Consider the following 12,620-nt stretch of genomic DNA (forward strand, 5'->3'; position numbering starts at 1 on the left):
ATGCCGACTTGAATTAGTAATGCAAATCATTATTATTCGCTTAACCATATCAGGAAGACCTATGCCGATTTTTTCTTGTTTACGCACACCGCAGCTCATTCCCCTTGCCCTGACTCTCCTGCTGGCTGGTACCGAGGCTTCCGGAGCAAACTCAAGCCGCCCGAAAAATGTGACGATCACGGATTGCGAGGCCTCCATTTCTCAACTGAGACGATGCTACGAGCAGCCCCCGGCACTCTGGCCGACACCCACCATTGACGAGGGCGTTGACTACCAGGAATTGGGGTTAATCCCGCCACCAGCAAAACCTGATGCCAGGGAACAGAAACTGAGGATTTTGGGCGAAAGGCTGTTTTTCGACCCGATACTGTCCGCATCGGAGCAGCTCACCTGCGCCAGTTGCCACCATCCAGATCAAAGGTTTGCCGATGGCCGCCGCACCTCGAACGGGCACAGATTTCAGGAGGGCACCCGGAACAGCCCCAGCTTGTTAAACACCGGCCTACGTGACACCTGGTTCTGGGATGGACGCGCATCCTCTCTGGCTGAACAGGCCATTGAGCCCATGCTTAACCCGATTGAGATGGCAGGAACCCGGGAAGGCATAGAATCAAGGCTCAACAATTCCGAGCACTACCGAGCGGAATTTCAGGAAATCTTCGGAGACCATGCCATAACCCTTGAGCATGCTGGGGAGGCATTGGAAACCTGGCAGGGTACGTTACGCTCACGATCTGCGCCGTTTGATCGATTTCTGCGAGGCAATAGAGACGCATTAAGTGACCAGGCACTGCTGGGACTGCATCTTTTTCGCACCCGGGCTCGGTGCGCCAATTGCCATATGGGACCGTTATTGTCCGATAAAAAATTCCACAATATCGGGCTGACCTACTACGGCCGGAAACTGGAAGATCTTGGGCGTTATAACGTGACGAAAAAGCCGGCCGATGTGGGCCGTTTTCGTACACCATCGTTACGGGATATCGCCGCAACAGGGCCTTATATGCACACCGGTAATTTTCCGCATCTCCGTGGGATTCTGGCCATGTATAACGCCGGGGCACCAAGACCCAAACCCAAAGAACACCAGCTGACTGACCCTCTATTTCCACAAACATCCGTCCTGCTCAAGCCATTGAACCTTGAACAGCATGAGCTTGACGCCCTGGAAAGCTTCCTGCTGAGCCTGACCTCCGGAACGGCCAACCGAAGGGTGGTCGGTATTGAAAGCAAAAACTGAGTCTTGGGCTTGCCCGATATCAAAAACCCCTTGCTATGTAGGGTTTCCAAACCCATAATCTGAACGCTAATATTTCTTATTTACAAAAAGACCTCATCAACATGGAGTTTGAAATGAAAAACCTGTTTCGCCCAGCCCCATTGGCACTGACCATTGCCACAGCCCTTACCGCGGGCTGCGCAAACGCGCCCTGGTCCGCCGAGCAAAGTGCGCAGGCCACCAAAGCATCGGTGGTAACCCATTACGCCGATCTGGCCCATGCCACCTACGAGGATGCCCTGATTACTGCGCGTGCGCTGGACGAGGCTACTGACCGTCTGATTGCCAACCCCACCGAAGCCAACCTCAAAGCGGCAAAAGAAGCCTGGCTGGCCTCACGGGTTCCTTACCAGCAGTCAGAGGTTTTCCGCTTCGGCAATGCCATCGTGGATGACTGGGAAGGCCAATTGAACGCCTGGCCACTGGACGAAGGCCTGATCGACTACGTCAAAGCCGACGACTACCAGCACGAACTCGGTAATGCCGGTGCAACCGCCAACATCGTCGCCAGCAACAGCATTAACGTCGGCGGGGAAACTCTGGATGTGGCAACACTCACCCCCGAACTGCTGGCTGACCTGAACGAAGTGGGCGGTTCCGAAGCCAACGTAGCCACCGGATACCATGCGGTCGAATTCCTGCTGTGGGGCCAGGATCTGCACGGTTTTGAAGGTGGCGCAGGCGAGCGCCCGGTTACTGACTACGCCAAAGGCAACGACTGCACCAACGGCAACTGTGAGCGCCGTGCCCAGTACCTGGATGCCGTGACTGATCTGCTGGTCGATGATCTGGAGTGGATGGTTGCCCAGTGGGCCCCGGGCACCTCAGACAACTACCGTTCCCAGCTGACGTCCGCAAACGCCGACGAGGGCATCCAGAAAATGCTGTTCGGTATGGGTTCCCTGTCCCTCGGCGAGCTGGCCGGTGAGCGCATGAAAGTTGCCCTGGAAGCCAACTCCTATGAGGACGAACACGACTGCTTCAGCGATAACACCCACAACTCGCACTACTACAACGGCCAGGGCATCCAGAACGTGTATACCGGCACCTATCGTCGCGTAGATGGCTCTGTGGTTTCAGGCCCGTCCCTGTCTGACCTGGTTGAGCAGACCAACCCGGAGCTGGATGCTCGCCTGAACCGTCAGCTGGACGCGTCAATGGAAGCCTTGGCGCTCATGAAAGCCCGCGCCGAGAGCAGCCAGAACCCGATGGCCTTTGACACCATGATCGCCCCGGGCAACGCGGAAGGCACCCGCATTGTCAACGGTGCTATCATGGCGCTGGTTGAGCAGACCGGCTCTATCGAGCAGGCTGCACGGCAACTGGGCATTCAAGCCCTGTCCCCGGACGACGCCGGCCATTCATTCTGATTGATCCGGTTGCAGTAAACGGATACCGGGAGATAGAAACTCCCGGTATCCTGCTAACAAGAACAAGCCATGGAAAACCCTCCTTTTATGCCCGAAGGTCGATTTTCCATGGCTTCTTCCATTCTGAAACGCGAGTAGTTATGAAACGAGCACTCATCTTCTGTCTGTTGCCGCTGGCCTTCAGCACTCAACCCCTGATTGCAGAGACTCACGCTGGTTACCCGATACAAACTACACCGGCCACAGGCGGTGAAGGCACGGTCAATCAGGCCGACACCAACGCCTACTCGCTGCCCCAGGGCAACCTGTCCATGACCAAACGCCTGGATTTCAGCGTTGGCAACAGTTTCTTCCGCAATCCCTGGGTGGAAGCACCGGCCAGCACCGATGCCCGGGACGGCCTGGGCCCCCTGTTCAATACCAACTCCTGCCAGGGTTGTCACATCAAGGATGGCCGTGGACACCCGCCCGGCGTTGATGAACCGCCTGTCTCCCTGTTCCTGCGGCTGGCAGTACCCGCCGATCCGGTCAAGGATGCAGAACTCCTGCGCAAGCACGGTTTCAAACCCGCACCGGTCTACGGCAGTCAATTGCAGACTGCGGCCCTGCCGGCCGCAAAACCGGAAGCGGATCTGGTGATTGACTGGGAGCCAGTTCAGGAAATACTTGGGGATGGAACGGTGGTTGAACTGCGCAAACCGGAATATCGCATCGAGAACCCCAACTATGGTCCTATGCCGGCAAATTTGCTGGTCTCTCCCCGGGTGGCACCACAAATGATCGGCATGGGACTGCTGGAAGCCATCCCTATTGCCGATCTTGAGGCATTGGCCGATCCGGAAGATACCGACAACAACGGGATTTCCGGCAAGCTTAATCAGGTGTGGGATGTCGCCAGCCAGCAAACGCTGCCGGGCCGGTTTGGCTGGAAAGCCGCGGAACCGGATGTGCACCAGCAAAGCATGGGCGCCTTCGCCGGCGATATGGGCCTGACATCGTCCATCAAACCCACCACCGACTGCACCCCGGAACAACAGTGCGAACGGTTTACTCACGGTGGTGAGCCCGAAGTGAGCGACAAGGTCGCCAACTTTGTCACCTTCTACGCCAAGAGTCTGGCGGTCCCTGCCCGTCGGGATCTGGGCGCTGAATCCGTGCAGAAAGGCGCCAGGCTATTCAATGAAACCGGCTGTGCCGGTTGCCACACCCCGAAACACCAGACCGGAGAAGTGGCCGACCGCCCGGATCTGAGCAACCAGACCATCTGGCCCTACACCGACCTGTTACTGCACGACATGGGCCCGGCCCTGGCAGACGGCCGGGACGAGTTCCTCGCTGACGGCAACGAGTGGCGCACGCCACCGCTTTGGGGCATCGGCCTGGCCCAGGTGGTTAACCCCCAGTCCGGTTTTCTGCATGACGGCCGCGCCCGCACGCTGGAAGAAGCCATTCTCTGGCACGGTGGCGAAGCCCAGCCGGCAGCTGACCGCTATCGTCAGATGGCCGAGCCGGAGCGCAGCGCCCTGATCGATTTTCTGAATTCACTCTGAGGATCCACTATGCAACCGATCACCAGACTGTTCTTCGCCTCCGCCCTGCTCGTCTGCACTACGGCGGCACTCGCGGCCAACGCCGATACCCGGGCCCGCGAACAGTGGCATGGCGCTATTCAAAACGGCTACGAATCGCTGGCAACCAAAACCGAACAACTGGCATCGGCGGCAGTCGGTTACTGCAATACGCCAACGTCCGACAGCCGACCGGCCCTGAACGATGCCTGGCTCGATGCCTTCCTGGCCTGGCAGCGGGTCCGATTTGTTGACTTCGGCCCGGTGGAGAACAACAACCTGTCCTGGCAATTCCAGTTCTGGCCGGACCCGAAAAACCTGGTCGCTCGCAAGGCCCGGTATCTGCTTGACACCGAAGCTCCCGTTAACGCCGAGGTGATCAACCAATCCGGGGTAGCGGTTCAGGGCTTTCCCATGGCCGAATACCTGCTATTCGATGAGCAACTCAACAGTGGAGAAAACGCCCTGCCCGCAGCCAAAAACTGTGAGGTGCTCTCGGCGGTCACCCGACATATGGCACGCAATGCCCGGGGTCTCGCAGACAGCTGGGCCAGCTTCAAACAACACTATCTGGACACCGGGCCATACCGCGACACCACCATCAAAGCCGGTATGACGGCGCTTGAAATACTGGAAGAGCGACGACTGGCGCAGCCCATGGGGCTAAGGGGTAATGGCAAACGCAACCCTTACATCACCGATGCCTGGCGCAGTGGCCAGAGTCTGATGGCGGTGGAAGCAACAGTGGCAGGGCTCGAGAAATTCTACCTTCCCGGACTGATCACTTTGCTGAAAACCGACGGCGAGGCCAGACTGGCAGAGCACATTCAGAGGCAGTTTGAGGAAGTGGCTGACAACTTTCCGGAAGCCCATGCTGCCATGGCAACGCTCATGGAGAGTGATGAGCGGTTCCGCATTCTGCAAGGGCTCTTTGTGGATGTTTCCCAGCTTTCAACGCTGGTCAATGACGAAGCCGCCGTGGCGCTTGGCGTAGTGCGTGGCTTCAACTCAAGTGACGGCGACTGAACAGGTATACCCATGCTCATCTATCGCAGAACCCTGATCAAAGCCACCGTCGCCGGAGCTATGGCCGCCACCCTCACCGGGTGCTCGTTGCTCCCCCGCAAAACCGGCCCACAGCCCGAACGCTATGCTGGCGCGGTTGGCCTGCCGGATCGACGCTTTGGCGTGAGTGCCTTTGATCGATCCGGCAACGTTCAGTGGCAGGCGCCGGTAGACACCCGATGCCACAGCGGCTGTAACCGGCCCGGCCGAAACGATACTCTGTTTTTTGAGCGCCGACCGGGCTGGTCGTTCTATGTGTTTGATGCAGAAACCGGCCAACGCAGACACCGCATCATGGCCCCGGAAGGCGAACACTTTGTCGGTCACGGCGTCTTCTCACCCGACGGCCGGTGGCTCTACGCCACGGCCAGCCGCTACCAGCCTGGCGAAGGCATTGTCACCGTCTACGATGCCGAGCAGGACTATAAACGGGTGGACACCTTTGAACTGGAAGGCATCGGGCCCCATGAGCTTACCCTGCATCCGGACGGCAACACTCTGGTCATCGGCCTGGGCGGCATTCTGACCCACCCTGATTACGACCGCATCAAACTCAATCTGGATACCATGCAGCCGGCCCTGATTCTGATGGACCGCCGGTCCGGCCAGATCGTTGGCCGCTTTGCCCCTGCCCACCACCAGCAGAGCTCCCGCCACGTCAGCGTCAGCACCGAAGGCAAAATCTATGTTGCCTACCAGTATCAGGGCCCGCTCTACGAGCGACCTCCGCTGCTGGCGCGCATAGAAGATGGGCAACTCCGGGAATATCGCTTTGACCCGGAAACCCAGGCCGCCCTCGGCAACTACATCGCCAGCGTGGTGGCCCATCCTGAAAACGACCTGATCGCCGCCGCTTCCCCCGTGGGCGGCACCGTTATTGTCTTCCGCGGCAAGACCGGGGAGCTGGTTGCCAAAGCCCGCATTACTGACTGCGCCGGCATTCAGACTCTGGCAGGAGGCGATTTCCTGGTGTCCTCGGGACAGGGCCGACTGGTGCAACTGAGCGCCGGACAAGCTGCGAAAGACATCGCGCGGCTACCGGTACAGTGGGACCACCACCTGGTCTGACCGGCACCGCTGGTCCTCCCGCTTAAGCACACCCGAGCTAACTGGTATGCTTGGCAAACATTTTTCCGGAGGACGGCCCTTTGCCAGCAACCAAACCCGACACCATCGACCAGCTCTACGGACTGATTGCCAACGAAGAGGACGCACGGGTCTGTAAAGACATCCCGGAGGAAGCCTGTCGGGAAGTACCCCGAAACTTCTTCCTGATTCTGTTCAGCAATGTGCTCACCAAACTCGGAGACTTGCTGATCAGCCCCAAGACCGTGCTGGCCTGGCTGATGAGTGCCGTTGGCGCACCGGCTCTGGTAGCCTGGTTGGTGCCTATCCGGGAATCCGGCTCCATGGTGCCACAAATGGTGATCGCCGCCTGGGTGCGTCGCAAGGCGGTGCGCAAATGGTTCTGGACCCTGGGCAGTTTCGGGCAGGCCGTCAGCGTGGCTGCGATGGCGGCAAGCGTGTGGTTTCTTGAAGGCTATGCGGCCGGTGGCGGTATTGTCGCGGCGCTTGTTGTGTTTTCACTGGCCCGGGGATTCTGTTCGGTCTCTATGAAAGACGTTCAGGGCAAATGTATCCCCAAAACCCGCCGGGGTCGGCTGTCTGGGCTGGCAACCACCATTGGTGGCACCGCCACGGTAGTGCTCACAGGACTGTTGTTCTGGGATCGGGGCGACCCCAGCATTGCGTTCTACACCACATTGCTGCTCCTGGCAGCTACGCTGTGGGTGATTGCCGGGGTTCTGTTTGCCAATGTGGAAGAGTACGCCGGGGAAACAGGGGGCGGTGGCAACGCTATCAACGAGGCTTTTAAAAGCCTGTCGCTGCTACGGGACGATGCGCCCTTCAGGCATTTTGTCATCACTCGTGCACTGCTTTTGTGTTCGGCTCTCGCGTCTCCCTATTTCGTGGTGCTCGCCCAACAGGAATCCGATATCGGCTGGATGCTGGGTGTCTTTCTGCTCGCCAGCAGTCTGGCCAGCTCCCTGAGCGCCAGCTTCTGGGGTTGGGCCGCCGACACCTCCAGCCGCCGAGTAATGATTCGGGGTGCCGCCATGGCCAGCTCGGTCTGCCTGGTGGTTGGTGTTCTGGCGCTGGTGCTGGGCCCCGGGTTTGGCGGTGCCTGGTTCTATCCGGTCGCGTTTTTTGTGCTGAGTATTGCCCATGCCGGCGTGCGCCTGGGGCGTAAAACCTATCTGGTGGATATGGCCGGTGGCAACAAACGGACAGACTATACAGCAGTCAGCAATACCGTTATCGGTGTGTTGCTGCTGGTAACCGGGGGGTTCACAGCCGCCATTTCCATGATTTCGGACGTGGCGGTGATTCTGGTATTGGGCCTGATGGGGCTGGCGGGTATGCTGAGCGCATTACGCCTGGAAGAAGTGACGGAAGGCTGAGCCATCAAGACCCCGTTACATCGGGGTCTTGCCATCGTTCAGGGCCAGGGCGCCTTTGACAATTCGGTAGATCACCCAGATCGCAATACCCAGCAGAATAAACCAGCCCACGATCAGCATGGTGGTAATCACCCCGATGACTGTCCACAGCAAACCAATCCAGAAGGTGCGGATCTGCCAACGGAAATGGGGCTCTATCCAGGTACCACGGACATCATCCAGTTTGACGTAGTTGATGATCACGCCCACCAGTGCCGTCAGCCCCCCCAGGAAAAAAGACAACGCCTGCAGGATGTAAACCACCACCGCCAGATTCCTCGCAGAGCTGGGCTCCTGTGATTGCTGACCGTCAGGTTTTGCGGGGATATACTCGGTTTCGGACACAGGTGTTCTCCTTGTTACGTCCCTGGCAGTCTATCACAGCCTTGGCTGGAGCCCAGTGCGATCAATTCCCCGCCGGCCGATACCCAACCCGGAAACCGCCCCAGTGCTTACCGTTCACATAGATGGGCACCGACAGGTCGTGCATGATCTCACCGGTGTCCCGGCGATAGGTCTGGAGCAGCATACTTTCGGTATGACTCCCACAGCGTATGCCAGTGCGGTCATTGAACAGTCGCTTGCTGCGGCTTTTCACCAGGTCGACTTCCGGATTACCACTCGGCGGGTGGGCAAAATCCTTGTTATGGGTAGGCACATAACCGTCCGGCGCGCAGGCGATGGAGAACACCATAGCCTCATGGGATTTCTTGATGGGCTCCTGTATTGCCGGAAACATCTGGTCAGTAAACCGATCGAAGCTGCTGGAATACTGTTGGGGCTGGGTGTTGGCAATCGGTGTTCGCTTCTTGTCAAACAGCGCCGCTTCACTCAAACGGCCCTCTCGAATTGCCGCCTCAAACAACTGGCCAATCTGCTGCGCCCCTTCCAGTGCTTTCTCATAAAACGGCCGGTGGTAGCTTTCGCTGCTGTTCAGCGCAAAGGCAGCATTCGCCTTCTCCGCCAGCTCCATCAACGTGGAAGCCTGGTCCGCCAGCGATGCCACACTGGTATCACTTTCGGATATATGGTCACGGACAGACTCAATAGCCGAAAACACCTGGGCCAGACTCTGCTCGTTGTTCTGGTCGATCTCGGCAATACGGGCAACCTGCTGCTGAACCCGGTCGGATTGATCCCGAATCTGATCCAGCTGGCCGCCAACGCTCTCTACAGATGCCAGCCCGTCTTCCACGGTTTTCGCCAGAGATTCAATGCGGGACACAATCTTGGTTGTGTCATTCTGGATTTCGTCGAGGGTGTCTGCCACTTCACTGGTGGCCTGGGCAGTGCGCCCGGCCAACTGCCGGACTTCATCAGCCACCACCGCAAACCCGCGGCCCTGTTCACCGGCGCGGGCCGCCTCAATGGCGGCATTCAGTGCCAAAAGATTAGTCTGCTCGGCGATACCCTGAATGGTGGACGTCACGCCCTGGATCTTGCCGGATTTTTCGTGCAGGGCCTGAATCAACCTGAGGTTCTCTTCCGACTGTTGATGCACCAAGCGCACATTTTCAATGGCCGACACCAATGACTGACGCCCCTCCACGCTGACTTCGCGATTCTGCAATGCCATGGTGGCGGCGTTGGTGGCCTGTTCCGATGATTCCCGAACCGATTCCGTGATCTGGCCGGCGTAGTCGGCCATCTGAGCGGTTTCTTCAACCTGTCGGTCCAGGCGCTGCTTCACCTGATCCGCCGCAAACGAGACTTCGGCGGCCGAGATGGCATTCTTGTCGGCACTGGCCGAGAGGGTTTCAACCAGGGCCTTGCCCGCACGGGCATCCGCCAGAAGCTGCGCACACTGAGCCCGCAAGGGATGATTGTCAGCCAGGGAGCCATCATTCAGGTCGTTGATTCCACGCTCTATTGGTTCAAGCACCCGTAAAACCAGATAGCAAGCCGCAGCAGCAAGGCCCACAAGGAGCCCGATTAACAGAGAGGCGGCATCGAGCCCCATCAACGGAGCCACCAGAATGCAGGCAATACCGAGCGCAACAGCAATGCCCACCCCCCATAAAATTGCAGTGCGATCGAGTAAACCCATGGTGCCCTCATCTTTGTCATTGCTAACGCAAGCATGTTGTTATTGCAGGCCATCCCTGAGGTTAAAGAAATGATATAGGTTAATAACTCCTACTTTAGTGGACTAAAGATACCACTATTGCAGGGCCCAAGGAGTTTATCGGCATCTGGAAGGAAATCTGAAATACAGAAGAGAAAAGCCCGGGCGGAACGAGTCCGCCCGGGCTTTTTGGCAGAGCCTGACAACCGTTATGACTGATCAGGCACCGATAACGCCGCTGTCATCGCGGGTAACGATAACCGTTGCATCACGCGGACGCGGATCGTTGGCATCCGGCCAGTTTGCTTCCGGGTGCTGGATATTGACGAACATGGTCTTCACATCCGGTGTGGAGACAACGCCTGTAACCTCACAGCCAACCGGCCCAACGAAGAAACGCTTGATCTCGCGGGTTTCCGGGTTGGCCGCCAGCATCATGTTGTTCTGATAAGGTGCTGCATCGGAGCCGTCGGTCTGAATCCAGAGGCGGCCGTTATAATCGAACCAGAGGCCATCCGGACTGTTGAAGATGTTGTCATCAGTCAGAGATACGATAACCTGGTCGTCAACCACGGTTTCCGTGCCCTGCTCACCGGCGAACACGAAGATATCCCAGTCAAAGCTGGTCGCAGTGTGGTCGTTGCCGTCTTCGCTCCAGCGAATAATATGACCGGTCCGGTTGTTGGCATTCGGATTTGCCGCGTTAACCTGCTCCTCCGTCCGGCGGGAGTTATTGGTCAGCGTAAAGTAAACCTGACCGGAATTCGGATCTACAGCCCCCCACTCCGGGCGATCCATCGGGGTCGCACCTGCGATGTCGGCAGCCAGGCGAGTGTTCAACAAAACATCAGCCTGATTCTCAAAACCGTCAAACTGAACGTTGCCAACCATTTCGCCCTGGGCCGCAGCCACTTTGGCAGCAAAATCCGCATCGTTCAGATCCAGCGCCAGCCAGTTCCCCGAGCCATCGTCATTAAAGCGAGCCACGTAGAGCGTGCCCTCGTCCAGAAGGTAGCCGCCGGCCGTTGCAGCGTAATAGGGCTTCGAGGAGACAAATTTGTAGATGTACTCGAAACGGGAATCATCACCGGAATAACATACGACCGGCTCACCTTCCTTAACCGGCGCAAAAATCACACCCTCGTGACCAAAGCGGCCCAGCGCGGTTCGCTTCTGTGGTTTGCTCTCTGGAGTAAACGGGTCAATTTCCACCATGAAACCGTAGGTATTGGCCTCATTCCGGTAATCATCCGCCGCCGACGCACCCGTCGGGGTAACATCAAAGCGCACGTATTGATCCGCACCGCTGTCAGCCAACTCCCAGTCGTAGCGGCTTGAATCGCCGACGCCATGGCGGGTCTGCTCCCGGGGCTGCGTTGCATCGCTATTAGCGAAGTACCCGTGCCAGTTTTCCTCAGCCGCAAGGTAAGTTCCCCACGGCGTCGGGCCCATCGCGCAGTTGTTCAGAGTACCGCGGGTTTCCGTTGCATCCGGACTGTATTTGGTGACCAGTTTGTCGTAACCACGCACCGGACCACGGATATCCATTTCGGTATTACCCGTAACCCGGCGATTAAACGGACTCCCGAAAACAATATCCCACTTGCCGTTGTTGTCGCGTTTGATATGAACCACAGACACACCGTGCGCGGCGATTTCCTTGCGCACTTCATCGGCCGGACGCATACCGTTGATGTAGGTAGCCCCGTTGGCATGCAAAGCGCCTTGATTGATGTACTCATGGTTCATCACCAACAGACCTTCGCTGGAGCTGTTACCACCGGCTTTCAGATCAATCGGGAAAAAGTGCACGCCGTCATGATGCATGCCCATTTGCTGCTCTTGCTCTTCTCCGGTATTGGTGCCATCCGGCTTATAGGCCGGGTAAGACCCGGTAATTGGCGTGCCCCAGGGAAGAAACGCTTCAGAGGAGTATCCCTCGGGAACAACGACCTGATTCGCGGTTGAAGTAGGGACAGCCTTGAAACCCAGTTCAGTGCTGGATGTGTTTCCACCGGTAGTACCGCCATCGTTGTCACTATCACTGTCACTGCCACAACCGGCAAGCCCCAACCCCATAACGCTGGCCAGAGCGGCGCCTACGCTACCTTTCATGACGGTACGACGCTGCATTCTGGCAGACAGTACCTGATGGAACGGGGTGTTTTCGGAATGATTGACGACTGGCTCGTAGTTCGGGTCCAGGTAATTGGGATCAAGATCGTGCTTGGCCATGGTTTGCCTCTCTCGGATTGGTGGACAAGTCCTTTATTTCGAGAGGCAAGTGTCGGCAAGTAATGTGACAGGACGTAAACAGATTTAAGTCAGAATGTTGAACGTTCGATGACAACCGGTGAGGCAGAAACAGAAACGGGGCCAAAAGGCCCCGCAACCGCGCGATGCAACTCAGCTGATCACTGAGTCATTTCGTCGTAGCCTTCTTCCATGGAGTCCGCTGCTTCTTCCATGGAGTCACCCGCTTCATCCGCGGCTTCTTCAATCTCGTCGCCGGCGTTTTCGGCACCTTCCTGCATTTCACCAATCACGCCTTCATCCTGACCCGTGGCTTCTTCCCAGGTTTCTTCGGTGGCGTTAGCGGCGTCGTCCATCATTTCCTCGGCATTTTCACCCGCTTCTTCAAAATCCGCGCCTTCATCGCTCTCGGAGCTGCAGGCAGAAAGTCCAAGCGTGGCAACTAGTGCGAGTGCGCTCAAGGTAAACTTGTTCATAACATGTCCCTCTGTCGGTATATGTGTACAACGCCAACAGAGT

10 protein-coding genes are annotated in these 12,620 nt (G+C 57.7%); 6 read left to right on the forward strand and 4 right to left on the reverse strand.

Annotation, left to right across the window (positions count from 1 at the left end):
- The first annotated feature begins 61 nt into the window (after positions 1-61).
- From MARHY_RS13010 to MARHY_RS13035, 6 genes are all read left to right on the forward strand, one after another.
- A complete protein-coding gene (locus MARHY_RS13010) occupies positions 62-1,240 on the forward strand; it encodes a cytochrome-c peroxidase (RefSeq protein ID WP_014422199.1) in 1,179 nt (392 codons plus the stop codon).
- Positions 1,241-1,353: 113 nt separating this feature from the next.
- A complete protein-coding gene (locus MARHY_RS13015) occupies positions 1,354-2,649 on the forward strand; it encodes an imelysin family protein (RefSeq protein ID WP_014422200.1) in 1,296 nt (431 codons plus the stop codon).
- Positions 2,650-2,789: 140 nt separating this feature from the next.
- Positions 2,790-4,199: a di-heme oxidoreductase family protein gene (locus MARHY_RS13020; protein ID WP_014422201.1), complete on the forward strand. Its 1,410-nt coding sequence runs from the start codon at positions 2,790-2,792 to the stop codon at positions 4,197-4,199.
- Positions 4,200-4,208: 9 nt separating this feature from the next.
- Positions 4,209-5,243, forward strand: a complete 1,035-nt coding sequence (locus MARHY_RS13025) for an imelysin family protein (RefSeq protein ID WP_014422202.1) — start codon at positions 4,209-4,211, stop codon at positions 5,241-5,243.
- Positions 5,244-5,255: 12 nt separating this feature from the next.
- A complete protein-coding gene (locus tag MARHY_RS13030; protein ID WP_014422203.1) occupies positions 5,256-6,350 on the forward strand; it encodes a DUF1513 domain-containing protein in 1,095 nt (364 codons plus the stop codon).
- 80 nt (positions 6,351-6,430) lie between these two features.
- Entirely contained in the window at positions 6,431-7,744 is a 1,314-nt protein-coding gene (locus tag MARHY_RS13035) for an MFS transporter (RefSeq protein WP_014422204.1), read from the forward strand.
- A 15-nt stretch (positions 7,745-7,759) separates the two neighbouring features.
- On the opposite strand, the gene MARHY_RS13040 is transcribed toward MARHY_RS13035, so the two are convergent.
- From MARHY_RS13040 to MARHY_RS13055, 4 genes are all read right to left on the reverse strand, one after another.
- Positions 7,760-8,128 (reverse strand): DUF4870 family protein, encoded by a 369-nt coding sequence (locus MARHY_RS13040; RefSeq protein WP_014422205.1) that lies wholly within the window; start codon positions 8,126-8,128, stop codon positions 7,760-7,762.
- 61 nt (positions 8,129-8,189) lie between these two features.
- Entirely contained in the window at positions 8,190-9,830 is a 1,641-nt protein-coding gene (locus MARHY_RS13045) for a methyl-accepting chemotaxis protein (protein WP_014422206.1), read from the reverse strand.
- A gap of 237 nt (positions 9,831-10,067) precedes the next feature.
- Positions 10,068-12,083 (reverse strand): PhoX family protein, encoded by a 2,016-nt coding sequence (locus tag MARHY_RS13050; protein WP_014422207.1) that lies wholly within the window; start codon positions 12,081-12,083, stop codon positions 10,068-10,070.
- A 179-nt stretch (positions 12,084-12,262) separates the two neighbouring features.
- A complete protein-coding gene (locus MARHY_RS13055; protein WP_011786285.1) occupies positions 12,263-12,577 on the reverse strand; it encodes a hypothetical protein in 315 nt (104 codons plus the stop codon).
- Positions 12,578-12,620 lie beyond the last annotated feature (43 nt).

The organism is Marinobacter nauticus ATCC 49840 (assembly GCF_000284615.1).
In the GTDB taxonomy this organism is placed as follows: domain Bacteria; phylum Pseudomonadota; class Gammaproteobacteria; order Pseudomonadales; family Oleiphilaceae; genus Marinobacter; species Marinobacter nauticus.

Coding starts and splice junctions, on each gene's coding strand:
- MARHY_RS13010 (WP_014422199.1), top strand. CDS start 62: ATGCCGATTTTTTCTTGTTTACGCACACCGCAGCTCATTCCCCTTGCC.
- MARHY_RS13015 (WP_014422200.1), top strand. CDS start 1,354: ATGAAAAACCTGTTTCGCCCAGCCCCATTGGCACTGACCATTGCCACA.
- MARHY_RS13020 (WP_014422201.1), top strand. CDS start 2,790: ATGAAACGAGCACTCATCTTCTGTCTGTTGCCGCTGGCCTTCAGCACT.
- MARHY_RS13025 (WP_014422202.1), top strand. CDS start 4,209: ATGCAACCGATCACCAGACTGTTCTTCGCCTCCGCCCTGCTCGTCTGC.
- MARHY_RS13030 (WP_014422203.1), top strand. CDS start 5,256: ATGCTCATCTATCGCAGAACCCTGATCAAAGCCACCGTCGCCGGAGCT.
- MARHY_RS13045 (WP_014422206.1), bottom strand. CDS start 9,830: ATGGGTTTACTCGATCGCACTGCAATTTTATGGGGGGTGGGCATTGCT.
- MARHY_RS13050 (WP_014422207.1), bottom strand. CDS start 12,083: ATGGCCAAGCACGATCTTGATCCCAATTACCTGGACCCGAACTACGAG.
- MARHY_RS13055 (WP_011786285.1), bottom strand. CDS start 12,577: ATGAACAAGTTTACCTTGAGCGCACTCGCACTAGTTGCCACGCTTGGA.